We start from the raw sequence: 25,551 nt of genomic DNA, 5'->3' as shown, positions 1-25,551 counted from the left end.
AGCGGCGCTCAAGGCCTCTCACGGCGGACCCGGCCGAGCAGGGCGTCCGCGAGCCCCGCCAGCAGCAGCACCGGCGCGGCCAGCACCGCGCCGAACCAGGACAGCGCGTAGAGGACCCCGAAGCCCATGCGCCAGGGACCGCCCACGACAGTCCCGGACAGCACGCCCACGGACTCGATGCCTCCGCCCAGGTGCAGCGCCAGGAAGAGCGCGCCAAGGCCCAGCGCGACGAGCACGAACGGGTGTCGCATCATCGGTGCGCCTCCTGGGTGAGGCGCCAGAGGGGTCCTTCGACGAGCGCGTACAGCAGCACCGCGTCCGCGAGCGGATTGCCCGCCGCGAAGCGCAAGCCGGTGCCGTCGTGCACCGGGAACGCCGCGAAGTGGAGGCTGGTGAGCAGCCCGTCCAATGCCTCCTCGTCGTCGAACGCCGCCGCGCCCACGAGCGCGAGCCCGCTGGAGCCCGCGTTCGCGTTCACCCACGGAATCGTGGGACCGGAGTCGATGTCCTGCACCGCCTCCGCCTCCCCTGGCCACTCCCCCGCCCACGCGAAGCCCAGCGCCTGCCCCAAGAGCGCGGCGCGGGCCCGCTGGTACTGGTCGCGCGCGAAATCCGCGTCCACCACCTGGAGCATGTGCGCCGCGAGCCACAGCGTGGAGCCCTCCGGCCCGTCCTTCGTCACGCCGTCGTAGGTGAAGCTCGACACGAGCAGACCGGTCCGGCGGTCGGACAGGTGCTCCCGCGCGGAGGCCACCCACCGGCGCAGGAGCGCGCCATGGTCCCGCCCGTCCACGCGGTCCGACAGGCGCAGCGCCGCGAGCGCCACCGTGTTGCAGAAGGTCCAGCCCTCATCCGGGTAGCTCTCCGCGGCGAGCACCGGCGCGCGCTCCAACTGTCCGGCGATGAGGTCCACGCGCTCGCGCAGGAGCGGCGAATAGTCCGCGCGCTCCTCCACGCTCTGGCGCGCGGCGAGCATCAGCGCCAGCTCGCCGTCCACGAAGAGGCTGCGCCCGGCCGGATCCTTGAAGGGGCCCGCGTGCACGTAGGGAAGGAAGAAGGCCTCATGCGCCCGTCGCTCGTCTCGCAGCGTCCGGGCGATGAGCACGTCCACCACGGCCAGGTGCTCCGCCTTCCGCGCGGGCTCCGACAGCGCGAGGTTGGCGAACGACAGCACGGAGAAGGTGCGCACCATCAGGTCCCACTCCGGGTTCGTGCGGTGGAGCACGTCGCGCTCCGCGCTCGATTCCTGGAGCGAGAACGCGCGTTGACGGAGGGCCAGCGCCGCCGTCAGCGCTCCCCGGTCGCGGGGCCGGAACAAGAGCTGGAGCGCCGGCAGCCACACCGCCACGGCCAGCACCAGCAGCACGAGTTTGCGTCGCATGCCCGCCAGTCTCGGCCGCTGGCAGGGCTGAAGCGTGGCCTCTCGGGCCGGACGGTCGGGCCCGCTCGCTGAACGGTCGCGGTCCCGCCCGAACCGGCGCATCCCTTGAACGTCATGTCCCAACCCGCCGGGCTCGCGTGTCCCAAGGGCCATGAAGACACCCGGATGGACCGCGCTGACGGTGGGAGTGTTCCTGGGAGGGCTGGGCCTGGCGAAGCCTCCTTCGGCGGAGGCCTGCAGTGGCGTCGCCTGTGACCCGCGGATGATCCGTGTCCCGCTGCCGGAGGACCCGGTCGTGCCCGCGAACGTGCCGGCCCTGGTGATGCTGCCGATGGGCTGGCCCCTGTTCGATTCCGAAAGCCTGCGCCTGCGCACGGAGGACGGCGCCGACGTGGAGGCGAGCCTCCTGCAGGGCCGGCACGGGAGCGCGGTCCTCGTTCCGGCCACCCCGCTCACGCCGGGAACCCGCTATCGCCTGGAGGGCCACAGCCCGTGCGCGGGCTACCCGGAGGAATGGGACACGGTGTCGGCGACGTTCACCGCGGGCCCGGCGGTCGCGCTTCCAGCGGCCTCGGGGACCCTGCGAGCCGCTCCCGAGCAGCATGGCCCCTTCCAGGTCTTTGGCGGCGCTTCCTGTTCGACGGAGGTGGAGGGCAGCCAGGTGACGCTGGGCTTCACGCCCTCGCCGGAGCTGGTGCCCTTCCTGCCGTGGGTGCACTGGGCGCTGGAGGTGGATGGGCAGCCGTGGGCCTCCGCACCGCACGGCGCGGTGGGGCCGGCGGGCACCCTCCTCTTCCTGGACCGGCTCCAGTACCCGCATGCGCTGCTCACCGTGTACTCGGTCTGCGAGTTCTCCCGGCAGCAGCCGCCCCCCACGGACCCGGGGCTCGCTCCCGGGACGCACGTGGCCACGCTGCGTCCGGTGCTCGAACAGTCCGGCACGCCGCTCCCGCCCCTGGAGGTCTCCTTCGAGCTGACGTGCCCCGAGAATGAGCCCGAGCCCCAGGCGCCCCGGAGCGAGGGGTGCTCCCAGGCGGGCGGAGGCCTCGCGGCGTTCGGGCTCCTGGCCACGCTCCGGCTCTGGCGACGCGGGCCGCGCACGAACCGTCCCTGAGGGATGTCCCAACCTCCCGGGCTCCCGTGTCTGATGAAGCAAATGCACGGACACGCTTGGACATGGGGCGCGGTGGGCATGTTCCTCCTGGGGCTGGGGGCGCTCGCGCCACCCTCCGCGGAGGCGTGCGCCGCGCCCAACTGCCTCGTCGACGTCCGCTTCCCGCTCCCCGAGGACGGCGGAGCGGTCCCCGCGAACGTCCCCGGCCTGGTGGTGGTGCCGCCGCTCCTGGAGAACACGGACGTCTCCACGCTCCGGCTGCTCCAGTCGGATGGCACGCCGGTGCCCTTCACGCTGGAGGATGGCGCTCGCCGGACGCAGGTCGTGGTGCCGAAGGCGCCGCTCGTGCCGGGCACGCAGTACCGCATCGAGGCGAAGGGCCTCTGCCAGTTCCAGGAGACGCGGACGCAGTCCGCGACCTTCACCGCGGGCCCGGAGCTGCCCCTGCCCACGACCCTGGGCACGCTGAGCGTGGACACGCCGAGCCGGGGGGTGTTCCCGGTGTACGGGGACTCGAACTGCGGCAGCCCGCAGGAGGGCGACGCCACCACGCTGCGCTTCACCCCGTCACCAGAGCTGGTGCCGTTCCTGCCCTGGGTGCACTGGACGGTGGAGGTGGACGGGCAGCCCTGGTCGTTCTCCAACCACCACGGGTTGACCGCGACGGGCGAGGACAACGCGGACAGCCACAAGTACGAGTACATCCGGCGGCTGCTCTTCCTCTACACGGTCTGCACGACGTACGACCCGCCCCCGCCCGGGCTGGGCGTCACGCCCGGACGTCATCAGGCCACGCTCCGGGGGACGCTGGAGCACGCGGACATCACGCTGCCGCCGCTGAGCGTGGACTTCGAGCTCTCCTGTCCCAGGCCCTGCATGTCCGCGGGCTGCGCCGACGGAGGCACCGGAGCTGTCGGAGACCCCGGGGACGAGGAGCCCATCCAAGGCCCTTCCAAGAGCGGCTGCACCCAGGCAGGCGGGGGCCTGACGCTGCTGGGGCTCCTCGCCACGCTGCGGCTCTGGCGAAGGAGGACCTGACGCTCCGGGCGCGGGGGTCTCGCCTGCCACCCGCAGGGCCAGCGTGGCGAAGGTGGCGATGACCGACCAGTAGAGGAAGCGGAAGTCGCAGCCGATGCTGATGACCAGGTAGCTCAGCCCGTAGCCCAGGCCTGACAGCGCGGTGAAGAACGCAAGCGGCCGGCGCCTCACGTCGCGCAGCGAGAGCAGGGCCAGCACGGTGAGCGCTCCCAGCCAGGCCCAGCCCCGGAACAGCAGGGAGTCGCGCACGAGGTCCGCGGCCCCCCGGAACCACCGGTGCAGCCCGCCCTGCTCCGGCAGGCGGAATCCCCAGGGATTGGGGTCGATCCGTCCCTGGAAGGGGAAGAACACCGGCCCGTCGAAGGCTCCGAGGAGGCGCCGGAAGGTCTCCCAGCGGTGGTGCGCGTACGCGGCGGGCCAGGCGTGGACGACGCGGGCCCATTCGCGCACCAGCACGTCGCGCCGGCCGGGCAGGCTCTCCAGATGGATGGGCCGCGCGTCCGGCGCGCCCGCGAGGAGGAACCCGACGTGGAAGGGCGAATAGCCGCGCGCCAGCTCCGCGGCGGAGAGGTCCTGCGCCAGGGAGGAGGCCGGGAACAGCTCGGGGTGCGCCGCGTAGATGCCCGCGAGGTCGAAGACGAAGAGCTGGCCCGCGGCCCAGGCCCTGCTGGCGCCCAGCGCGCGGTTGATCAGCGAGGGCGTGAGGGCCAGTCCGGCCACGAGCCCCGCGAGCACCAGGGCCCGCGCGGGCCAGCGCCACGTCGGGCGCGCCACCTGGGCCATCACGGGAACCGCCAGGGGCAGGGCCGCGACGAGCGCGTTGTGCCGCAACGCCGTGCCCGCCACCATCAGCACCAGCGCCCAGAGCGGACGGCGATACCTGAGCGCGGCCACCGCGCCGAGCAGCACCGCGGCGGACATCACGTCCTTCCAGAGGGTGACCGCGAGCGCCCAGACCGTGGGCACGAGCAGGAAGGCCCCGAGGACGAACAGGCCCTTGCGTCCCGTGCGCCCATCGGGAGAGCGCACCAGCAGCGCCATGCTCCCCGCCAGCAGGAGGAGCTGGCCCAGGAGGACCAGCGACGGAGAGCCCACCCACCTCCCGCTGAGGCCCAGCAGCCACGAGCCCAGGGGCGGGTGGACGTCATTGAAGGTGCCGCGGAGCCCCTGCGCGTACTGGTCGAGCGTGTCGACCGACATCAGCCCCGGATGGAAGGCCGCGAACAGCACGCCCACCCAGAGCACGACGCCGGCCGCCGGAGGACCGGCGTCCCGCCAGGGGACGTGAGCCGGCGAGGAGGAGACCTCCGAGGGGTGCGCCATGAGCATCGCCCTGCCTGTGCTGGAGTGGCCCAGGACCAGGGCCCGGGGAATCGCGCGTCAATGGAATCGACGCGCAATTCCAGCCGGTTTTGGATGGCTCAGGGAGGCGGCGGCTAGGGAGCCGTGAAGTTCACAACGGTGCTGCCGTCGCCTGCCGCGGCGAACCGGGTAGGCCTGGGGCCGTCCAGCGACCGGAGCGTCTTTGCCGCCGTGTGCACGGTGCTCCAGGCGCTGCCATTGAAGAACTCGATCGTATTCGCGGACGTCACCGCATAGATGCCGTTCTTGCTGAAGGCGAGCACGTCCAGGATGTCCGGGGGATTCGTCTGGCCGTTGGGAACAGGGATGGACGGCAGGGACTGCCAGCCTGTTCCGCCGATCCAGCCGAAGAGGCGACCCTTGTCGCCCGCGACGTATGTGTATTGTCCGTTCAGGACATGCACCGCGCGCACGTATTCTGCGTCCGGAGCATTGAGAGACTCCTCCGTCCACGTGGTTCCTGCCGAATTGGTGCGATAGGCCCGCGCCTTGCCGTCCGTGTCCGAAACACCGACCGCCACGAGCGAATCCACCGTCTTCAAGCCACCAATCGCACGCAGGTTCGAGGGGACGTCCGTGACCTCAGCCAGAGCGTTGGGTGCATCGTAGGCAGGAGACCAGCGGTAGATCTTGCCGTTGCTCGCGACCGCGTAGACCGTGGCACCGGCCATGGGATCGTCAATTCCAAAGACGCCATTGAAGTCCGTGTTGTTCTTGTCGGTCGCCACCTGAAGTGTGAAACACGTGTTCCCGACGTCGGCCAACGTTCGAGTCGACACCCAGCCATCCTCTCCGACGACGAAGACCCGGCCACCCGGGGAGACCCAGGCTGCATTCCAGGACTTCCGACAGGAACCATCCGTGAACTCGTTGGCGCCAGGGATTGTACCGTCCAGATGCGCCAGCTTGTTCGGGCCCGCGATCCAGGCCTTCTGCCCGTCTTCGTAAAGGGCAATGGCCTTCAGCGAGTCCCCGGCTCCGAGGACCCCTGCATCGGTGGTCCAATCAGGGAGGGTGCACTCCTCGTCCACCCCGCCAGCGCAGTTGTTGTCCAGCCGGTCGCAGGCCTCCGGCAGTCCATTGCGGACGTAGATGGAGCTCTCATCGCAGTCCTCGGACTGGGCAACACCGCCGTCCACGGGCGACTCGCAGCCCAGTCCCGCGTCCTGGCCCTTGGAACCGTCGCCGTCGCCGTCCACGAACCAGGCCACCGGATTCGCGGTCGCGAGTCGCGCGCAGGCCGTCTGGCTCGGGGTGGAGGCACACGCGGTCTTGCCCGCGCACTTGAGCTCATCCTTGCAATCAGCGCCGACGCCGAAGTCCTCGTCGTTCATGCCATTGCAGTTGTCATCCATGCCATCGCAGAGGAACTCCGTGCGATCCGGCCGGATCTGCCCGTTGCCGTCGTTGCAATCTCCGCCAACAGCCACGGTGCCCGCGGGCTGGACGCAGTTCTCCACCCGGGTGCTGCCGTAACCGTCGTTGTCCGCGTCCGTGTACCAGACCTTCTTGTCCGTCGCGTCCGACTCCCCGAGGGTGCAGTTGTCATCCTTCCCGTTGCACACCTCGGGGGCGCTGGGGTGCACGGCGCTGTCCGCGTCGTTGCAATCGGAGCCGCTGACGACACCCTCCGCGTCGGCGCTGCTGAAGTAGCCGTCGCCGTCATCATCGAGGGCCCTCACGTTGAAGGCCACATCCAGCGTGCCCTCCTCGGGGACCTCCGCCCTCATCACCTGCGGCTCGCCCACCGCGGTGCCCGAACAGCCGAGCTCCCGGAGCTGCGTCGTCACGCTCAGCACGCGGCCCCAGTCCTTCTGCCGGAACACCGCCACCGACGCGGTTCCCGGCGTCTTGCTGGGGAGCTCCACGTCGACGCTCTTCGTGTTCCCCGCGTTCTCCACGTCCGTGGCGGTCACCGTGAAGCAGCCGCGCGTGAAGCCGCTGTAGCTGAGGGTGACTTTCAGCGCTCCGGCCTTCGAGTCGTCCTTCTTGCACCCCGCCAACACGGAGGCACACAGCACTGTCATCAGGAGTAGACGCATGGACCGGCATTTTCGGGCGCGCCCCGGAACCGGGCAAGGCGCATCGGAGAGAAAACATGCCTACACGCACCCCGACGTGTGTCAGGGGCATGCAGGCAGGCTGCGGCTCCGGCGGGGTGACCGAGGGCGCTTCACCGCCTCAGAGGTTGCTCTCGTCGGTGTCGGGGTCGAGGCGAACGAGGTAGGGCGGGACGGTCCACTTCAGGGCCTGGTCGACATCCCCCTTCCCACTCTTGCCGAAGAGCATGACGCGGGAGAGCGCCATGCCGCTGATCAGGCCGTTGTTCTTGATGATGGCCTTGCGGAACTCGGAGAGGGTGTCCTGGAGGTGGGTGGTGTTGGGGCGCGACGCGATCAGCGCGTTCAGCATGCCCGCGGCGAGCATCCCCTTTTCGACCAGCGCGGAGAGCGCCTCCATGTATCCGTCGTACTCCTCCTTCGTGAGCAGGGGCCGGCGGCGGATCCGCTTGAGGAAGCGGAGCTTCGGGATCATCGGGTCGGACTGGTCGCGCAGCAGGCTGCCCATGAGCGGCACCTCACCGTCCGGGTCGTTGTGGAAGTACGTCTGCGTGAGGTCCATGTCCCCCAGGGAGATGTCGACATCCATGTGGATGCCTCCCACGAAGTTGAGGTACAGCAGCCGCGCGAGGTCGGAGAAGTATTTGACCTCATCCCAGTTGCGCGACACCGCCGAGCCCCCGACGACGGTCGCGAGCTTCGAGAGCCAGTTGCTGGAGTCATCCAGCTTCTCGATGGGGAGCACCCGGAAGCCCGCCTGCTCCAACCTGCGCCGTTGGATGGCGCGCGTCGGCCGCTTGTCCACGGGCTTCGGAGGCCGCTTCGAGAAGATGAAGATGCCCTCGCTCTTCTTCATCTCTCCTTCGAGATGCCCATCCAGCACCCGCTCGACCTCGGCGGAGTACCACAGGTAGCAGGTCCAACCCGCCCGCCTGGCCCGTGCGCCGTCGGAGACCAGGTCGTCGACGACCGCCGGGCTCATCGGTCCGCCCGTCCAGAAGCGATGGATGTTCTTGGGGATCGCGTGCTTCGTCCCCATGGGGGAGTTGAGGAGCCGCGAGATGATCAGCGCTTCGTCCGATTGGCTGGGGTTCCAATACGTCCGGTTCTCCAGGCCGCTCAGGATGCCTCGAAGCGGCGTCGACGACACCGTCGTCAGCGCCGTGGAGGAGTTGTTGGAGCGCAGCGACCGCTTGAAGTCGAAGATCGGAACGGTCGTCTCCTCGACCGGCGGCCCCGAGGCGCCGTGGGTCAGGCAGATCCCCATCGAGCAGAAGACGCAGGTGTCGCGCACCCACTCGCGCACCAGCGACTTGCTTCGATGCCCGGGGTCGCTACAGATTCCCAGCTCACAGAACGTACACATGGCCCGCGCCCCTCGTGCGGTGGTCGAGCGGAGGACTCTCGCACTTCCCGCCCGGGGATGGGAGGCCTACCAGGTGATGGGCAGCGCGTGCACACCGAGCAGGTTCTCTTCCTTCTTGAAGCGGAGCTCCTCCGGTGACACGGCCAGCCGCAGCGTGGGGATGCGCTGGAAGAGCGTCTTGAAGACCACCTCGAACTCGATGAGCGCCAGCGCCCGCCCCGTGCACAGGTGGATGCCATGGCCGAAGGCGAAGTGACGGTGCACCTCGCGTTGGAGGTCCAGCCGGTCCGGCTCCTCGAAGACCGTCTCGTCGCGGTTGGCGGAGTCCGGCTGGGCGAGGATACCCTCACCGGCGCGGATGAGCTGGCCACCAAGGGTGACGTCCACCGTGGCGACGCGCTGCCGGGCCAGGTGCGAGACGTTGATGAAGCGCAGGAGCTCCTGGACGGCCGCGGTGAGGGCCGCGGGGTCCTCCATCGCGCGGAACTTCGCCAGCTCGCCCGGGTCGAGCAGCAGCGCCAGCGTGCCCAGGCCGAACATGTACGCGGACGGCCCGTGGCCCGCGTAGAACAGCGCATGGAACAAGGCGGCGGCATCCGGGGCGCTCAGCTTGCCCGTCGCCACCTGCTCGGCCACGACGCGACCGATGAGCGTGTCCGTGGGCTCCCGCAGGTTCGCCTCCACCAGCGCCAGGAAGAAGGCATCCAGTCCGGCCAGGGCCGCCGTCGCCTCCTCGCGCGACGAGGTCCGGGAGCCGACGGTCCGGCTGAGGACGTGCAGCCGGTCCGCGCCGTCATGCGGCACCCCGAGCAGGTCGCAGATGACGCGAATGGCGACGGGCAGCGCGAACGTGGCCATCAGGTCCACCGGCCGAGGGCCGGCCAGCATCGCGCCGAGCGCCTCATCCACGGTGCGCTGGATGCTCGGCCGCAGGGCCTCCATCCGCCGGGGCAGGAACTCCTGCACGAGCATGGCCCGCTGCGCCCGGTACTCCGCGTCCGGGCGCAGGAAGAACGGCAGGGGCCGCCCCTGCCGGGCCGCCGAGGAGGCGGAGATGTGCGGGAACCCCGGCAGCGTGGAGTCCAGGACCAGCCGGGGATCGCTCAGGACCGCGAGCACGTCCTGGTAGCGGCTGACCAGCCACGCCGTGTTGCCGTCGAACAGCCGGACCGGACACACCGGGGCCTCCTGTCTCAACCGCTTGTATTCAGCGGGGGGCTCCAGCGGATGCCGCCAGTCCTTGGGGAATGGATAGGAATTGCTCATCGGGAGGCTCCTGGTCGTGTCAGCAGGGCGGCGGCGCCCGCCACGGTGGGGTGCTGGTACAGCTCGCGCACTCCGAGGTCCCGGCCCAGCTCGCTCCGGACCCGGGCCGCGATTTCAATCAACTGAAGGGAGTGGCCGCCGAGCCGGAAGAAGTCGTCGTACGGGTCGACCGAAGCGACCTTCAGCACGTCGGCGAAGATGCGGGCGAGCCGCGCCTGCGTCGCGCTCGGGGGCGGGCGCAGGCTCGTCGCGCGCGCGGTGGGATTCACGGTCCGGAGGACCTCCTCGTAGTCCGCCAGCAGCCCCTCGATGAACGCGAGGTCGAAGAGGCTCTCATCGAATTCGGCCCACACCGTGAACAGGCCATCGGAGCGCTCCTCGACCCGCAGGGTGAGCTCGAACTTCGCGGAGGGGAGGTCCAGCGACAGCTCCGTCACCTCGCAGCCGTGCAGGGCCAGCGCTCCCGCCGTGTGGGGCGGATGGTGGGCGAAGTTCACCTGGACCACGGGAGACCGCGTGGGGTCCCTGGGAGGCGACAGGTCCGCGACGAGCTGCTCGAAGGGCAGGTCCTTGTGTGCGTACGCGTCCGCCCTGGAGGCGGCCACCCTCGCGAGCAGTTGGCGGAAGTCGGGGTCGCCGCGCAGGTCCACTTCCAGCGCGACGGTGTTGACGAAGAAGCCGAGCACGCGCTCGACCTCGGGCAGGTCCCGGTTGGCCACGGCCAGCCCCAGCAACACCCGCTCACGTCCCGCGCGCTGACCGAGCACGAGCCCGCACGCGGCGGCCAGCACCGTGAACACCGTCTGACGTTCAGCGCTCGCGAGGGCGTGCACGGACCGGGCAATGGCGGCGGGCAGCACGCGATGCGCGCGGCGCCCCCGGCCCAGCGCGGGACGCGGGGGGACGAGGTCGAGGATGAGGGGGACGCCCGCCAGCCGCTCGCGCCACCAGCGCGACAGGGACTCGCGCCGTGAAGCGGTGAGCTGTTCGTGCTGCCACGCGGCCCAGTCCACGTACTGCACGGGCAGCTCGGCCAGGCCCGTGGGTTCGCCCAGGACCGCCGCGCGGTAGGCCAGCGCCAGGTCCTCGGAGAAGACCTGAAGCGACGCGCCGTCCGCCGCGAGCAGGTGCAGCGCGAAGACCAGGAAGTGCGTCCCGGGCTCCAGCCGGAGCACGGTGAGCCGCAGCAGCGGCCCGTGCTCCACATCGAACGGACGCGCCGCCTCGGCTTGCGCGTGGAGTAGGGCCTCGGCTTCGGTCGCCACGTCCACGACGTGGACATGGGCCTGCCCCTGGGGCGAGAGGTGCTGCTGCGTCCCCAGGGGGAAGACGGTCCGCAGCGGTTCGTGCCGGGCCTCCAGCACGTCCAGGGCCTCCCGCAGGGCGCGCAGGTCCAGCGGCCCCGCCACCCGGTGGCAGCGGACCGTGGCGTGGGCCGCGCCGGTGGGGTCCATCCGGTGCAGGAAGCACAGCCGCTGCTGGGCGAAGGACATCGGGAACGCGGTCGTCATGCGCGCGGCAATCGCTTGATGGACGTGGAGGCGGCCGGCGCCACGGTGAGCGCGTCCGCCAGTTGCGCGACGGTGGGCCCCATCAGGATGGTCGCGAGCCCGACCTCGCGCCCCATCATCCGCCCCAGCCGCGAGGCCAGCCGCATCGCCTGCAGGGAGTGCATGCCCAGCGCGAGCAGGCTCTCGTGGACATCCACCCGGGTGACGCCCAGCAGCTCCGAGACCACCGCCGCGATGCGGACCTCGGTCTCGGTCCTGGGCGCCGTGAAGGGCGCCTCCGGGCTCCGCTGGGTCGTGGTGGGCAGCCGGGAGCGGTCCACCTTTCCGTGCGGGGTCAACGGCCACGCCTCCAGGACCACGACCTCCGAGGGCACGAGGTGTCCCGGCAGCCTGCGCGCCAGGTCCTCGCGCACGGCCCGGGCGGACACCGCGACGCCCGGCTCGGCCACCACGTAGCCCACGAGGCGGGGCTCCTCCGCGCGCGAGTCGATGACCGCGAGGGTGTCCGCCACGCCGGGATGTCCGGCCAGGGCGGCGCGCACCTCCGCCAGCTCCACCCGGAAGCCCCGGACCTTCACCTGCTCATCACGGCGGCCCAGGAACTCGATGATGCCCCCCGGAAGCCACCGGCCCAGGTCTCCGCTGCGGTAGAGCCGCCCGCCAGGATGCGCCGCGAGCGGATCCGGCACGAACTGCTCCGCGGTGAGCTCGGGCCTGCCCCGGTACCCCCGCGCGACACCGTCCCCGCCGATGCAGATCTCCCCCACCGCGCCCGGCGGCGCCACCTGCCCGTGCGCGTCGAGCACGACGAGGTGGGCATTGAACAGCGCCCGGCCGATGGGCACGTTCGAGGCCTCGGGATCATGCCCTTCGTCGAGCTTGTAGGCGCTGGCCATGACGGTGGCCTCCGTGGGGCCGTAGCCGTTCGTCAGCCTGGTGAAGCCCGCGCGCTGGAGCGTGCGGAACGCCTCCGGGGGGAAGGCCTCTCCGCCCACGATCACCCGGTCCAGGGCTGCGAAGGACTCCGGGGCCTCCGCCGCCAGCCGGGGCAACACCACGGGGGGAATCACCGCATGCGTGATGCGCTCCTCGACGAGGCACCGGACCAGCGACGGCACGTCCCAGACCGGCGGCAGGAAGTGGACCGCGGCGCCGTTCAACAGCGCCCCCCAGACCTCCAGCACCGAGACATCGAAGGAGACCGACGCCATCGCCAGCATCGTCTTGCCCGGTCCCAGGTCCTCGGCCAGGGCCGTCCGGTGCAGGAGCGACACGACCGAGCGGTGTTCGATTTGAACGCCCTTGGGCTTGCCGGTGGAGCCGGAGGTGTAGAGGACGTAGGCCAGGTCCGATGGACTCACCGGGGGCAACGGCGGACCGGACTTCGCGGGAAGGTCGTCCAGCACGACGGTGGGCAGGCACGTGAGCCGGTCCGTCAGCGCCGCCGTGGTGACCAGCGCGTGGGCCCCGGCGTCCCGGACGAGCGACTCCAGGTACGCCGGTGGCGCCTTCGGATCCAGCGAGAGGAAGGCCGCCCCCGCCAGGAGGCTCCCCAACTGGGCCACGACCAGCTCCGCCGAGCGGTGGAGGCACACCGCCACCAGCGCCCCCTGGCGGACGCCCAGGGCTCGCAGGTGGTGCGCCAGGGTCTCCGCCCGGTGCCACAGCGCTCCGTATGTCAGCACGGAGGCACCCGCCTTCACCGCCGGAGCGTCGGGCGAAAGCCGGGTCCAGTGGGCCAGCAGCTCATGCACCTGATACGTGGGAGCCTCCGTCCTGGCGCCCACGCTGACGAGCGCGCGCTGCCGCGCTTCGTTCATCAAGGCCAGCCGGGACACGCGGGTGTCCGGCGCGGCGGTGATGGAGCGCAGCAAGTGCTGGTACGCGGACAGCATGCCGGTGACGAAGAAGTCCTCGAAGAAGTCGGAGTCGAACTCCCACGAGAGCAGGATGCCGGACAGGGAGGCGCGGGGACTGGAGCGCACGGGGCCGCCGGAGCGGGGGATGCTCACCAGGTCCCCGGCGAAGCGGCTGATGTGTCCCGGTTCGGCGTAGAGGGGCACCGCGACGACGGACAGCTCGAACTTGGCGGAGCCATTGCTCAGGCCCTCGACGATGGTGACGTCGAGCGGAGACGCGTCGAGCGAGCCCACCGACGAGTCATGGAAGTTGAACATCGTCTGGATCAACGGGTTGAGCCCGCCCTGATGCCGCGCGGGTGACTCCGCGAAGATGTGCTCGTACGGCAGCTCCTGGTGGTCGAAGACCTCCAGCGTGTTGCGCCGCACCCGCGACAGGAGCTCCGTGAAGGTCGGGTCCTCGTGCAGCCGGCCGCGCAGCACCACCGTGTTGACGAACATGCCCAGCAGGCTCTCCGTGTCCTGCCAGCGCCGGTTCGCGACGGCGGTTCCCACGAGGATGTCCCGCGAGCCGGTGTAGCGGTGCAACAGGACGAAGAACGCCGCCAGGAGCGTGGTGAAGAGGGACGTGTGGTTGCGGTCCGCCAGGTCCTGCAACCGGCGCGCGAGCTCCGCGTCCAGCTCCATCCGGGGCGCCACCCCGCGGAAGCGCCGGGGCCCGGACACCCCGCGACGCGGGAGCTGGAGCTGCGTCTGCGCGCCCTCCAGGGCCTGACGCCAGAAGCGGCGCTGCGCGTTCGCGGCCTCCGTGCCCACCCACTCCCGCTGCCAGCGCGCGTAGTCGTAGTACTGCACGGCCAGCGGAGGGCGGCGCACCTCTCCGTGGCGGACATGGTCGGTGTAGCCGTTGATCAGCTCGCGGACGAAGACGTTGAACGACCAGCCGTCATGCACGACGTGGTGCTCGACGTGCACGAGGAGGTGCTCCTCCTCGCCCACCTTCAGGAGCCGCCAGCGGAACGGCCTGCCCTCCGCCAGCGCGAAGTGCGCCTGGACCGCCTCGCGAACCGCCTCGCCCACCCGGGCCTCCAGCACGTCCTCGCCCACGCCGCTGAGGTCCTGGAGCGGCACCTCCACCGCCCAGGGCGGCTCCAGCTCGCAGAGCAGCTCCCCATCCACCTCGGGGAAGCGGGTGCGCATCACGTCGTGGCGACGGACGATGTCCGTGAGGCTCGCGTGCAGCGCGGTGAGGTCCAGGGCCCCCGCCAGCCGGAAGACGGCTTGCGTGTGGTAGGCCCGCGCGTCCGGGTTGAGCTTGTGCATCAACCACACGCGCTCCTGGCCAAACGACGGAGCGATGGCGGCACCGGCCTGGCCTCCGCGAGGCCCCAGGTCCACCCCACCCTGCCCCTGCTGCAAGCCGGACGCGAGCTGGGCGACCGTGGGCGACTGGAGCACCGCGCTCAACTCCAACCGCGCGCCCAGGACGCGGCGCACCCGGGCGACGAGCTGGGTCGCGAACAGCGAGTGCCCGCCCAGCTCGAACAGGTCGTCATGCCGCCCCACCCGCTCCATCCCGAGCAGCGCCGCCGCGATGCCCGCCAGGGCCTCCTCGGCGGGGGACTCCGGCGGCTGATAGCCGGTCCGCTCCCTCCGCCGCGGACGGGGCAGCCGGGCCCGGTCCACCTTGCCGCTCGTGTTCAGCGGCCACGCGTCCACCACCACCACGACGTCCGGCACCAGATAGCCGGGCAGCCGGTGGCGCAGCTCCGCGCGCACCGCGTCGCCCGACAGCACCGCGCCGGCGACGGGCATCACGTAGCCCAGCAGCCGCTCCCCCGTGCCGTCGACGAGCGCCACCGCGTCCCGCACGTCCGGCAGCGCGGCCAGGGCCGCCTCCACCTGCCCCAGCTCGATGCGCGCGCCCCGGATCTTCACCTGGTCGTCGCGGCGGCCCAGGAACTCCAGCGTGCCGTCCGGCAACCCGCGGCCCAGGTCGCCACTGCGGTACAGCCGTCCTCCCGGCAGCGGGCTGAACGCGTCCGGAATGAACCGCTCGGCGGTGAGGCCCGGCAGGCCCAGGTAACCGCGCCCGACCCCGGCGCCTCCGATGCACAGCTCCCCCGGGGCTCCGTCGGGGACGGGGCGCAGGTGCTCATCGAGCAGGACCACGTGGTAGTTCGAGATGGGGCGGCCGATGGGCACGCGCTCGCCTTCCACGGAGCGCACGGCCTGGAGCGTGCTGGCCACCGTCACCTCCGTGGGGCCGTAGCCGTTGATGAAGCGGTGCTGCGCGCCCCACTGCCGGACGGTCTCCGGCAGGCACACGTCCCCCACGCTCATCAGCATCTGGAGGTCGGGGAAGCCTCCCGGCCGCAGCGTGCGCAGCACCGTCGCGGGCAGCACCGCGTGGGTGATGCGGCGAGCCACCAGCACCTGGGCCAGCGGCTCGCCGGAGAGCTGTGCCGCGTCCAGGGTCTCCAGCCGCCCGCCGTTGGGCAGCGCCATCAGGACGTCGAACAGGGACGCGTCGAACGACGGGTGGAAGAACTGGAGCGCGCGCGTCTCCGGCCCCAGCGCGCCCAGGAGGTCCCGCTGGGCATGCAGGAGGTTGGAGACCCCGCGATGCTCGCTCATCACCAGCTTGGGCTCACCCGTCGAGCCGGACGTGCAGATGATGTACGCGAGGTCCTCCGGAACGAGCACCGCGTCGTCCTCCCGCGACGCGACGGAGTCCGCTTCGGCCCCCGCCTCCAGGAAGGGGATCGCCGGCACCGCGCTGTCCGGCGAGGCGCCGACCACGAGCGCCGCGCCGATCCTGCGAACGATGTCCTCCCGCCAGGCCCGCGGATGCGATGGCGACAGCGGGAGGTAGGCCGCGCCCACCTTCCACACCGCGAGTGCGAGCTCGACGAAGGCGGGGCCCCGGTCCAGCACGAGCGTGACCACGTCCCCCCGCCCGATGCCCCGGGCCCGCAGGTTCGAGGCCAGGGCGCGGGTGCGCGCGTCCAGTCGCGAATAGGTTGTTTCACGGGTCCCGTCCGAGAGCGCCACGCGGTCCGCGTGCAGCCGGCATTGCTCCGCGATGACGTCCACCACCGAGCGCCATGGACCGTGGTCGACCCGGGAGTCCGGGACGCGCGCGGCGACGTCCCCCAGCGCCTCCCGAGCCACCGCGCTGCTCCGGCCCTCCAGCGCCCAGGGGCTCTTGCGCCGCAGGCTGGCGAGCAGGCGTTCGTATTCGGTTCCGGTGACGCGGGAGGAAGGGGGCGAGGAGGGCAAGCGAGGGGCTCCTGATACAATAAAATAAACGCCGCGGGGCCCTCGTAATCGGCTCGCGGCGTCAGAGCACGTCGTTCTCCTCCAGCAAGCCCCGTGGGCCTGGCAGCGCGGGCTGTCTCACGCGCCACCTTCGTCCTTGGCTTACGGCGCAGGCCTCCAGGCCGGACTGGAATCCGCGTTCAGGGCGCAGCCCCAGGGCTCGTGACCCGCTGGCCGCGCACCTGGAGCCAGAGTGGAACCTCCATTGTCTTCGCGTGCCACGTTCCGTGCTCCCACAGCCCGTCCTCGCCCCAGCAGTCCCCATGATCCGCCGTGACGAGGATGGTCGCCTCGCTGAAGGCGTCGAGCAGCGGCGCGAGCCGGGCGTCGATGAACTCCAGACAGGAGCGCTGTCGTGACTCGCAGAGCGCGCGGTTGTTGGTCTGGCCATAGGGAACGCAAGGGTTGTCCCCAAGGCTCCATGAGGCCCCTTCATGCCAGTAGGGCACATGCGTCTCGCCGGCATTGAGAAAGCAGAAGGTGGGAGCTTCGCCGGTGGTCAGTTCCCTGGACAGCCACGCCAACTGACGGCCCAGCGCGGAGGGATTTCGTGGGTAGAAGAAGCGCTGGAAGTCCTGGCAGAGCCAGGCCCCGGTGGGTGTGCCGGGGTCGAACCAATCGACAGCGCCCGTGCCAACCGTGCGGTAACCGAGCTGGCCGAACCCGTCGATGATGCTGCGCCCCGGCAACAGGAAACCGTCTCGGGGCGTGGCGCGGACCTTTCCATTCACCAGCCGGAAGAGGCGTCCCCACTTCGGGTCGAGGAAGGGCTGCTTCAGGCCCGGAACGCCCGGCGTGGTGCCCACCCACATCGCCGCGTGCGAGGCGAACGTGAAGTGGGCCGGTGCCATGGCCCGGATGGGCAAGCCCAGCCGAGACAGCGAGGAACAGGTGGCCCGCACGGCCGTGTCATAGCGAAGCGAGTCCAGCGTCACGAGCAGCACACTCTCCGGCGGCTGTTTACGAAGCTCCGTCATGGGCAGCCTCGGGAGGTGGGCTCCTGCACCAACTCCATGAAGCGCTGGTGCAGGATTTCAAATGGGTCCACTGCCTCCAGCCGCGCGGCACGCCAGCCCGGCGGGCCCTCCCAGAAGCCCTGCGACAGGTCCTGCTCAAGGACCCGCTGGCCGTCCTCGTCGATGACGCTGGAGGAAACCGCCAGGTTCCAGTCCGGCCACGGAGTGTCCGGCTTTTGGCGTGCGGCAAGCCGCTCGTGCCTGCGTGCATGCGGTATGACCAACCAGACGGTGAGCAGCGGGATGGCGCTCTCCTGAAATGCCTGCCGGACGGCGGCCCGGTGGATGCCGGAGCCGGAGAACTCGAAGATGCCCCGGGGCGTGCGCGAGCAGGCGCGGAGGAACCAGGCCCTGGCGAAGTAATCCCCTGCGACTGTGCCGTCACCGTACTCGCGGCGGAAACCGTCGATGTGGACGTGGGGCAGCTCCCAGCGGGAGCACAGGGCCTGCGCAAGCGTGGACTTCCCCACCCCAGAGAGTCCGATGAGAAGGATGCGCGGCGGCACGGCAACGGAACCGGACATTTCCAGACTCCTCCCCACGGCGGCAGGCACATCATCCTAGCCTCACTCCACGCTCATCCGGGGCTTGCATGGCACAAACCACGTTCAACCGCGGTGAGGAGCGGATGGAAGCCGTGCTCAAGCCACTGTCCGAGTCGTCGAGGATGGACGCGCCTCTCAAGCGTTCCCCCGGGAGTATGTCTTGTCTGGACATTCACGACGACATTGGGAAATCCCAACTGGCATTGCGCAACCCTGGTGAGCCCGGCGCCCTCGACATCACGTCAGTGGCGGATCGGGTTCAACGGTCGACGCGTGATACGCGGATGTGTGGGAAATGACGGCGCTCGGCGCGGTCGCGGTTCCCTGGTTCGGCCCGCCCCTGCGCAGTGGTTCACATCCCGGGACCTCGGGAGGCGATGCCCGGGTGACGTGACGCGCATCACGCGGTCCGCTATGTCCCTGCTGCGTGAGCACGCCCCTCCTCACCCTGCTGGCCCTCCTGGGCTTCGCCGCGAACTCGCTGCTGTGCCGCGCGGCCCTCTCGGGTGGCGCGGCGCGAAGCATCGACGCGGGTTCGTTCACGCTGGTGCGGCTTGCGTCGGGAGCGCTGGTGCTGGCGCTGCTGCTGCGGCTGCGACGGGGTGGCCGCGGGGCGACGGGACAGGGGAGCTGGGCCTCCGCGCTCGCGCTCTTCGTGTATGCGGCCGGCTTCAGCTTCGCGTACGTGCGCATCGGAGCGGGCGTGGGCGCACTGCTGCTCTTCGGCTGTGTGCAGCTCACCATGCTCGCGGCAGGGCTCGCGCGCGGTGAGCGGCCCCGCGCGCTCGAATGGGCGGGGCTCGCGGTGGCACTCGCGGGGCTCGCGGGGCTCACGCTTCCTGGAGCGAGCGCGCCGGATGCGCTCGGCGCGGGGCTCATGGCCGCGGCGGGCGTGGCGTGGGGCATCTACAGCCTGCGGGGGCGTGGAAGCACGGACCCTCTGGCGGCAACGGCCGGCAACTTCGTGCGCGGCGTGCCGCTGGCCCTGGCGCTCGTGATGCTCGCCCGCGCTCTGGACGCGGCCCCACACCTCTCGTCGAAGGGGCTGCTGCTCGCCGTCACGTCAGGCGCGCTCGCCTCGGGTGTGGGCTACAGCCTCTGGTACGCGGCGCTGCCACACCTGAGCAGCGCGCGCGCGGCGGTGGTGCAATTGTCCGTCCCGGTCATCGCGGCGGTGGGCGCCGTGCTGCTGCTGGGAGAGCCCCTCACCCAGCGGCTGCTCTGGGGCGGCACCGCGCTGCTCGCGGGCGTTCTGCTGAGCCTGCGTGCGAAGCAGCGCCCCATGACGGCGAAACGCTAATCCCAGACGCCAAGACCGCCCCACGCGTAGCTTTTCAGCGGCATCGCGATTTCCAGGCAAAGCTTGACCAACACTCTCATTCGCAGTTGCATCAATGCCTCACCAGCGAAAGGGAGCGTCACATGTTGCTTCGTGGGTTCGCGATGTTCGCCGTCGTCTCCATCTTCGGGATGGGCTGTGGTGGCGCGGAAGTGACGGATGATGCGGAGAGCGGTGTGCAGCCCGGTCAGGACTCCGCCGCGCTCGCCACGAGCTGCGAGACGCTCCAGACCCGCACCTGTTCTCCGGGGGCGGAGACGGGCTGCCAGTGGGCCAATGGCACCTTTGGCGAGTGCTTCTGCCAGGAGATCCCCTTCAACAAGTGGGTCTGCTTGAGCACCTGAAGTCCCCGCGGCAGCCGCCTCTGGCAGGGAAGGCCTGTCAGAGGCGCGGGGAACGCTGCCTCACTGGCGGATCAGCTCATGGACGGGCTGCCCATCCGGGCCCACGCCATCCAGCCGCACGAAGTCGACCGAGAAGGGCCAGGACGTCTTCACGAAGACGTGCTCCAGCCGGGAGACGCTGTCGCCCAGCTTCGTCCACGCCTGGAGCCGGCATTGGCCGTCGACCCGCGCGGCGGTGATGTCGATGGGGCGCGAGGGAAAGGCCCGCAGCCGCACCCGTACCCGCCAGCCATTGTCGGTGGCTTCAACCTGCTGCGGGTCCTCCAGCCCATACACGGGCTGCTCGACCCCCAGCAGCTCCTCCACCTCCGAGGGCCCGCGCTCCAACATCCGCCAGTACACCTGCACGGGATGCGTCCCCACGGGGCGGCAAGCCTCGTCCAGGCGCAGGGCGTAGTGGACCTGGTTCCGGTTCTCGCTCCGGGACAGGAAGAAGGCGGACTGCGCCGGGAGGGGCGCCCCGGCCGCGGAGGCCAGGGTCGCGACGGTCGTCAGCGCGACGGCGGTGAGGTTGCGGAGCCCGGATTCAGGAGACATAGGATGGCGCGGTGACGGCCGTCGCTCGCGAGGCCGTATCGGGAGGACGCATACCCCTGTTCCCCCGGCAATGTCACCCGTCCCTCAAGCCCGGCGCCAGAGGATGTCCCCGCAAGGACTGGAGACGGCCTGTCCTTCACTGCCCACGGGCTCCTGCTTCCCGTCGCACAGGAAGTCGATGCCCGCGGTGTCATGGGCCGGGACCTTCGCGAGGAAGCGCTCACCGGCTGCCCCGCGCCCGACGATGACGCCGAACCTCGGGCTGCCGTCGCGTTCGTACAGCACCGTGTACGTCTCGATACGGCCGGGGCCCGTGGCGTCCTCCACGAACGGAGGGATGGGGCCGCGCGCGGCGTCCGCTTCCGCCTGATGCTCGAAGGACCGGGGGACCGCTCCGGCGAGCCGCGGTTCGCGCGTGAGCACGAGGCTGTGATTGTAGGTCGCGAAGCCGCCGTTGCCGAAGAGCAGGCCGTGGCGTCCCTGCTCACGCAGCCGCTGCACCATGCTGACCACCGCGTGGCCCATGTAGTTGGCGATGGGGCCGCCGCCGAACGTGAGCCCACCGAACACGGTGGCGGGCTTCTCCACCGGCCAGCCCAGCACCCGGCGCGCCATCTTCGGCACGCAGGGGAAGCAACTGTAGAGCTCCACGAAGTCCAACGCGTCGACGGTCAGCCCGTTCAGCTCCAGCGTGCGGCGCAGCGACACGGCCATGCTCGGTGAGCTTGCATAGCCATCGCGCGCGAGGAAGTCCTCCGGCTCGTGCGCCGCCGCGCCCTGTCCCACGTACACGAGGCGGTCCTCCGGTACGCCCCGCGCGAGCGCCTTCGCCAGGCTGGTGACCAGGAACCCCGCGCCCTGGTTCACGGCGCTGTTCGCCACCATCCGCTTGCAGTACGGGAACGCGATGGGCCGGTTGGACGCGGAGGGCGTCAGGATGTCCTCCACGGACGCGGGCTCGCGGATCCACGCGCCCGGGTTGCTCGCGGCGACTTGCGAGAACCGCGACCAGATCTCCCCGCTCTCCCGCTGCGCCTCCGCCAGGGTCTGGCCATACGCGGCGCGGCCGGCGTTCTCGTAGAGGGGATACACGTCGACCGGCGAGTTGAGGCCGTAGCGCTTCCGGTAGGCCGCGTGCGCCTGGACGCCGATGCTTGTCGCGGCGTTGTGCGCGGAGGGCGCATCCCCCGCCGCCAGCGCCGCACGCCGCGCCGCCGTGCGCAGCGCCTCGCCGCCCACCACCGCCGCGACCTCCACCGCGCCGGAGGCAACGCGGAGGGCGGCCTCGTGGAGCAACCGCACCGGGCTGTCGCCGCTGGCCTCCGCCGTCTGCTCCTGGAGGCGAGGCCGGGCGCCCAGCCGCTCCGCCAGCGCCAGCGGCAACGGGCCCATCTGCCGGAACGAGAGCTGATCCACCACCGCCAGCGAGTCCAACCGGGAGAGCCAGCCACCGCCCGCATCCGCGTCCGCCGCTCGCAGCGCGGCCTCCATCAAGCCCAGCGAATCCAGGCCCCGCAGCGGATCCTCCGGCCGGTCGTTGATCTGCCCCACACCCACGATGACGGGAATCCGGTTCGCGTCCTTCATGCCTCGCCTCCTGACCGACCTGCTCCCACGGCCAGCCAGCCCGGTCAATGCGCCGATACTACCCGGGTCCTGGCGAGCGACAGGCGCTGCTCAATCCCTCGTCAGCCCCTCCAGCTTCGAAAGACAGGCCCCCAGCCGCTTCATTCCTTCCGGAATGTGTGTCGCGGGAATGCCGCCATAACCCAACACCAGCCCCGGCCGGGCGCGGGGCCCCGCGAAGTAGCGCGACAGGGTGATGAGCCCGACGCCCGAGGCCCGCGCCCGGGTCACGGTCTCCCGTTCCAATGCCAGACCGCCCCGCCGGAATGTCGCGCACAGGTGCAGGCCCGCCACGGAGGGCACCTCCTGGAGCCAGTCGCCGCAGTGACGTGAAAGCCCGTCCACCACGCGCGCGTGCCGCGCCTCATAGTCCCGCCGCATCTTGCGGATGTGCCGCGCCAGCAGCCCGCTGTCGATGAACCGCGCGAGCGCGGCCTGCTCCGGCACCGGACTGTGCCAGTCCATCACCCGCCGGGCCCACCGCAGCTCCCGCTGGAGCGACGGCGGCGCGACGAGGAACCCCATCCTCAACATGGGGACCATCACCTTCGAGAACGAGCCCACGTAGAGCACCCGTCCGGAGCGGTCCATCCCATGCAGGGTCTCCAGGGGCCGGCCGCCAAAGCGGAACTCGCTGTCGTAGTCGTCTTCCATCACCACCGCGTCCCGCCGCTTCGCCCACTCCAGCAGCGCCACCCGGCGCGCGGGGGACATGGGCATGCCCAGTGGGAACTGGTGTGACGGCGTGACATAGACGAGCCGCGCGGTGTCCGGCAGCGCCGCCACGTCCAGCCCCTCCGCGTCCACCGGCACGGGCACGACGCGCGCCCCCAGCGACTGGAACACCTGCCGCGCGGGCGGATAGCCCGGCTCCTCCATGGCGACACAGTCGCCCGGCTCGATGAGCACCCGGCCCACGAGGTCCAACGCCTGCTGCGCGCCATTGGTGATGAACACGTCGTCCGCCTCCGCGCGCACGCCCCGCGCGACGCCCACGTGCCGCGCCACCGCCTCCCGCAGCCCCCGGTGCCCGGCGGCGTCCACGTAGCCTCCGGCCACCGTGGCGGGCCGGAGCTGGCGAGACACCAGCCGGCGCCAGGACTCGAAGGGGAAGCCCGAGACATCCGGGCTGCCCACGCCAAAGTCATACGCGGCGGGGGCCAGCGGCGCGGGCAGGTCCGGCAGCGCGCGCCAGAAGGCCCGGGCTCGCAGCGACACCTGCGCCTCCCGCCCTGCCCTGCCGCGCGGCCGGGAGGCCTCTCCCTGGACGAAGCTCCCCGCCCGCGTGCGCCCCGCGATGAGGCCCTCGGCGGTGAGCCACTCATACGCCACGCCCACGGTGTTGCGAGCCACGTCCAGGCGCAGGGCCAGCTCGCGGGTGGGCGGCAACCGCTCCCCGCGCCGCAGCCGTCCGTCCAGGATGGCCGCGCGCAGCCCCCGGTAGATCTGCCCGGCCAAGTCCCGGCGCCCCCGGAGCTCCACATGGAAGTCCATGCGGCATCCTCCCACGGATTGGCCCAATGGAATTCGTCAATCCTGGCCCTGTCACCGGGCCAGCGGCGGACCATCCTGCCGGCATGACCGATTCCACCTACGCCTCCCACCCCGTCGACTCCGAACGCATGCCGTGGATCCCCATGGGCCGGCCCGGGCTCGCGTTCAAGCCGCTGCGCTTCTTCCGCGACGGCAGCGGCTGGATGTACCTCTTCCGCCTGGAGCCCGGCACGCTCATCCCCCGGCACCGCCATGTCGGCGAGTCGCACGCCTTCAACATCTCCGGGCGCCGCAAGCTGCTCGACACCGGCGAGGTGATTGGCCCGGGCACGTATGTCCATGAGCCGCCCGGCAACGTCGATAGCTGGCAGGTCGTGGGCGACGAGCCCGTCGTCCTGCACATCACCGTGAAGGGCGCCATCGAATACCTGGGCGAAGACGGCCAGGTCCTCAAGAGCGTGAGCCCCGCGGAGCGGCTGGAGACGTACCGGCGCTGGTGCCAGGAGCACGGCGCCGAGTTCCTCGCCACGCTCGAGTAGCCCGAAGGAGCCTCGGCCACGCGCGGCCATCCCGCGGCAGCAATGTCAGACACGCTTGCCAGGCGGGGTGCGGTGCGGAGCTGGAGCCCACCGGAGTCCTGGAAGCGGGAGGCATCGGAGCGCCGCCTCCTGACCGGCGGCAACACGGAGCCGTGCCTCATCAACGCCCCCACGGCGGGCGTTTATCACGTGATGATCAAGGGCTACACGGACTCCTCCGGGCTGACGCTTCAGGCGTCCTACTGACGTCGTCCCAGCCGCGCTGATGTGTGAAGCAGTGCCCGGCCCTCAGGTGATTTCTTCCCTCGGGGCCGGGGTTGGGGGAACACTCCGGCCCCATGAGCGCTCGGCGGTTCGACGTGGTGGTCCTCGGCTCCGGTCCCGGCGGTGAAGGGGCCTCGATGAAGGCGGTGAAGTCCGGCCGCAAGGTGTGCACCGTGGAGCAGGGAGCCCTGGTGGGCGGCGCCTGCACCCACACCGCCACCATCCCCTCCAAGGCGCTGCGCCACGCCATCCAGCGGCTGCTGGACGTGCAGCAGGACCACCCGGAGATGCGGGCGGAGCTGGCCCGGCACACCACGCTCAACGACATGATGCGCGTGGCGACCACCGTCGTGTCCAAGCAGGTGCAGCTCCGCACCACCTTCTACGAGCGCAACCGCGTGGAGCTGTTGACGGGCCGCGCGAAGTTCCGGGACGCGCACACGGTGGAGGTGACGGAGCCGCGCGGCTCCGTGGAGCTGCTCACCGCGGACGCCTTCGTCATCGCCACGGGCTCCAGGCCCTACCGGCCTGCGGGCGTGGACTTCCGCCACCCGCGCATCTTCGACTCGGACACCATCCTCAAGCTGCGCGAGTCCCCGCTGTCGATGATCATCTACGGCGCGGGCGTCATCGGCTGCGAGTACGCCTCCATGTTCCGGATGCTCGGCGTGAAGGTGGACCTGGTGAACACGCGCGACCGGCTCCTGTCCTTCCTGGACGACGAAATCTCCGACGCCCTCTCCTACCACCTGCGGGAGCAGGGCGTGCTCATCCGCCACCAGGAGGAGATGGTCTCCGTGGAGCCGCACGACGACAGCGTGGTGCTCCAGCTCAAGAGCGGCAAGCGGCTGAAGGCGGACGTCTTCCTCTGGGCCAACGGCCGCTCCGGCAACAGCCAGGACCTGGGGCTGGAGGCGCTGGGCATCGCGGTGGACTCGCGCGGGTGCATCCAGGTCAACGACGGCTACCAGACGTCCGTGCCCCACATCTACGCGGTGGGTGACGTGGTGGGCGCCCCGTCCCTGGCGAGCGCCTCCTATGATCAGGGCCGCTTCGCCGCCACGCACATCGTGGAGGGGCGGATGGAGCACAAGCTGGTGAAGGACATCCCCACCGGCATCTACACCAGCCCTGAAATCAGCAGCCTGGGCCGCACCGAGCGCGAGCTCACCCAGGCGGGGGTCCCCTATGAAGTGGGCCACGCCTTCTTCAAGAGCCTGGCGCGCGCACAGATCACGGGCCGCACCGTGGGCATGCTGAAGCTGCTGTTCCACCGGGAGACGCGAGAGATTCTCGGCATCCACTGCTTCGGGGACAACGCCTCCGAGATCATCCACATCGGCCAGGCCATCATGGCGCAGGACTGGCCGGGCAACGGCATCGACTACTTCATCAACACGACCTTCAACTACCCCACCATGGCGGAGGCGTACCGCGTGGCGGCGCTCAACGGCCTCAACCGGCTGTTCTGAAAACACGAAGGGCACCGCGGGCGCTGGAAGGCCCACG

General features: G+C 70.8%; 19 protein-coding genes. 6 read left to right on the top strand and 13 right to left on the bottom strand.

Features of this window, described 5'->3' with window-relative positions; translation table 11 throughout:
• Positions 1 to 8: 8 nt before the first annotated feature.
• Together K8556_RS05935 and K8556_RS05930 are read right to left on the bottom strand one after the other, a co-directional pair.
• Positions 9 to 254, bottom strand: a complete 246-nt coding sequence (locus K8556_RS05935; protein WP_223739031.1) for a hypothetical protein — start codon at positions 252 to 254, stop codon at positions 9 to 11.
• On the bottom strand, positions 251 to 1,381 hold the full coding sequence (locus K8556_RS05930) for a hypothetical protein (RefSeq protein ID WP_223739030.1): 1,131 nt from the start codon (positions 1,379 to 1,381) through the stop codon (positions 251 to 253). Before K8556_RS05930 ends, K8556_RS05935 begins: the two co-directional genes overlap by 4 nt.
• Before the next feature lie 151 nt (positions 1,382 to 1,532).
• On the opposite strand from K8556_RS05930, the gene K8556_RS05925 reads away from it, so the two are divergent.
• Positions 1,533 to 2,495 carry a hypothetical protein gene (locus K8556_RS05925; protein ID WP_223739029.1) on the top strand — a complete coding sequence of 321 codons (963 nt, stop codon included), beginning with the start codon at positions 1,533 to 1,535 and terminating at the stop codon, positions 2,493 to 2,495.
• Positions 2,496 to 3,062: 567 nt separating this feature from the next.
• Here K8556_RS05925 and K8556_RS05920 read toward each other — a convergent pair.
• The 8 genes from K8556_RS05920 to K8556_RS05885 all read right to left on the bottom strand — a co-directional run bounded on the left by K8556_RS05920 (position 3,063) and on the right by K8556_RS05885 (position 17,848).
• Entirely contained in the window at positions 3,063 to 4,856 is a 1,794-nt protein-coding gene (locus tag K8556_RS05920) for a hypothetical protein (protein WP_223739028.1), read from the bottom strand.
• Positions 4,857 to 4,969: 113 nt separating this feature from the next.
• A complete protein-coding gene (locus K8556_RS05915; protein ID WP_223739027.1) occupies positions 4,970 to 6,937 on the bottom strand; it encodes a putative metal-binding motif-containing protein in 1,968 nt (655 codons plus the stop codon).
• A 139-nt stretch (positions 6,938 to 7,076) separates the two neighbouring features.
• Positions 7,077 to 8,321 carry a hypothetical protein gene (locus tag K8556_RS05910; protein ID WP_223739026.1) on the bottom strand — a complete coding sequence of 415 codons (1,245 nt, stop codon included), beginning with the start codon at positions 8,319 to 8,321 and terminating at the stop codon, positions 7,077 to 7,079.
• Positions 8,322 to 8,387: 66 nt separating this feature from the next.
• The gene (locus tag K8556_RS05905; RefSeq protein WP_223739025.1) at positions 8,388 to 9,587 is read right to left on the bottom strand and encodes a cytochrome P450; all 1,200 of its coding nucleotides are present in this window, start codon (positions 9,585 to 9,587) and stop codon (positions 8,388 to 8,390) included.
• On the bottom strand, positions 9,584 to 11,098 hold the full coding sequence (locus K8556_RS05900) for a condensation domain-containing protein (RefSeq protein ID WP_223739024.1): 1,515 nt from the start codon (positions 11,096 to 11,098) through the stop codon (positions 9,584 to 9,586). Before K8556_RS05900 ends, K8556_RS05905 begins: the two co-directional genes overlap by 4 nt.
• The gene (locus tag K8556_RS05895; protein ID WP_223739023.1) at positions 11,095 to 16,239 is read right to left on the bottom strand and encodes a non-ribosomal peptide synthetase; all 5,145 of its coding nucleotides are present in this window, start codon (positions 16,237 to 16,239) and stop codon (positions 11,095 to 11,097) included. Before K8556_RS05895 ends, K8556_RS05900 begins: the two co-directional genes overlap by 4 nt.
• 179 nt (positions 16,240 to 16,418) lie before the next feature.
• Positions 16,419 to 17,255: a hypothetical protein gene (locus K8556_RS05890; protein ID WP_223739022.1), complete on the bottom strand. Its 837-nt coding sequence runs from the start codon at positions 17,253 to 17,255 to the stop codon at positions 16,419 to 16,421.
• Positions 17,252 to 17,848: an ATP-binding protein gene (locus K8556_RS05885; protein WP_223739021.1), complete on the bottom strand. Its 597-nt coding sequence runs from the start codon at positions 17,846 to 17,848 to the stop codon at positions 17,252 to 17,254. Before K8556_RS05885 ends, K8556_RS05890 begins: the two co-directional genes overlap by 4 nt.
• 418 nt (positions 17,849 to 18,266) lie before the next feature.
• On the opposite strand from K8556_RS05885, the gene K8556_RS05880 reads away from it, so the two are divergent.
• Together K8556_RS05880 and K8556_RS05875 are read left to right on the top strand one after the other, a co-directional pair.
• Positions 18,267 to 19,139 (top strand): DMT family transporter, encoded by an 873-nt coding sequence (locus K8556_RS05880; protein ID WP_223739020.1) that lies wholly within the window; start codon positions 18,267 to 18,269, stop codon positions 19,137 to 19,139.
• Between the two features lie 122 nt (positions 19,140 to 19,261).
• Positions 19,262 to 19,522 carry a hypothetical protein gene (locus tag K8556_RS05875; RefSeq protein ID WP_223739019.1) on the top strand — a complete coding sequence of 87 codons (261 nt, stop codon included), beginning with the start codon at positions 19,262 to 19,264 and terminating at the stop codon, positions 19,520 to 19,522.
• A gap of 60 nt (positions 19,523 to 19,582) precedes the next feature.
• Here the strand turns inward: K8556_RS05875 and K8556_RS05870 are convergent, their stop codons facing one another.
• From K8556_RS05870 to K8556_RS05855, 3 genes are all read right to left on the bottom strand, one after another.
• On the bottom strand, positions 19,583 to 20,119 hold the full coding sequence (locus tag K8556_RS05870) for a DUF4833 domain-containing protein (protein ID WP_223739018.1): 537 nt from the start codon (positions 20,117 to 20,119) through the stop codon (positions 19,583 to 19,585).
• Positions 20,120 to 20,203: 84 nt separating this feature from the next.
• Positions 20,204 to 21,706: an acetyl-CoA acetyltransferase gene (locus tag K8556_RS39425; RefSeq protein WP_304503939.1), complete on the bottom strand. Its 1,503-nt coding sequence runs from the start codon at positions 21,704 to 21,706 to the stop codon at positions 20,204 to 20,206.
• Positions 21,707 to 21,796: 90 nt separating this feature from the next.
• The gene (locus tag K8556_RS05855; protein ID WP_223739017.1) at positions 21,797 to 23,239 is read right to left on the bottom strand and encodes a PLP-dependent aminotransferase family protein; all 1,443 of its coding nucleotides are present in this window, start codon (positions 23,237 to 23,239) and stop codon (positions 21,797 to 21,799) included.
• A gap of 83 nt (positions 23,240 to 23,322) precedes the next feature.
• On the opposite strand from K8556_RS05855, the gene K8556_RS05850 reads away from it, so the two are divergent.
• From K8556_RS05850 to sthA, 3 genes are all read left to right on the top strand, one after another.
• Entirely contained in the window at positions 23,323 to 23,778 is a 456-nt protein-coding gene (locus K8556_RS05850) for a cupin domain-containing protein (RefSeq protein ID WP_223739016.1), read from the top strand.
• A 72-nt stretch (positions 23,779 to 23,850) separates the two neighbouring features.
• Positions 23,851 to 24,024, top strand: a complete 174-nt coding sequence (locus K8556_RS05845; RefSeq protein ID WP_223739015.1) for a hypothetical protein — start codon at positions 23,851 to 23,853, stop codon at positions 24,022 to 24,024.
• A 92-nt stretch (positions 24,025 to 24,116) separates the two neighbouring features.
• Complete coding sequence (gene sthA / locus K8556_RS05840; protein ID WP_223739014.1) at positions 24,117 to 25,514, top strand: Si-specific NAD(P)(+) transhydrogenase; 1,398 nt, start codon at positions 24,117 to 24,119, stop codon at positions 25,512 to 25,514.
• The last annotated feature ends 37 nt before the right edge of the window (positions 25,515 to 25,551 follow it).

This window comes from Corallococcus sp. AS-1-12 (genome assembly GCF_020036995.1).
GTDB lineage: Bacteria > Myxococcota > Myxococcia > Myxococcales > Myxococcaceae > Corallococcus.
This window is presented reverse-complemented; position numbering and strand designations above follow the sequence as displayed.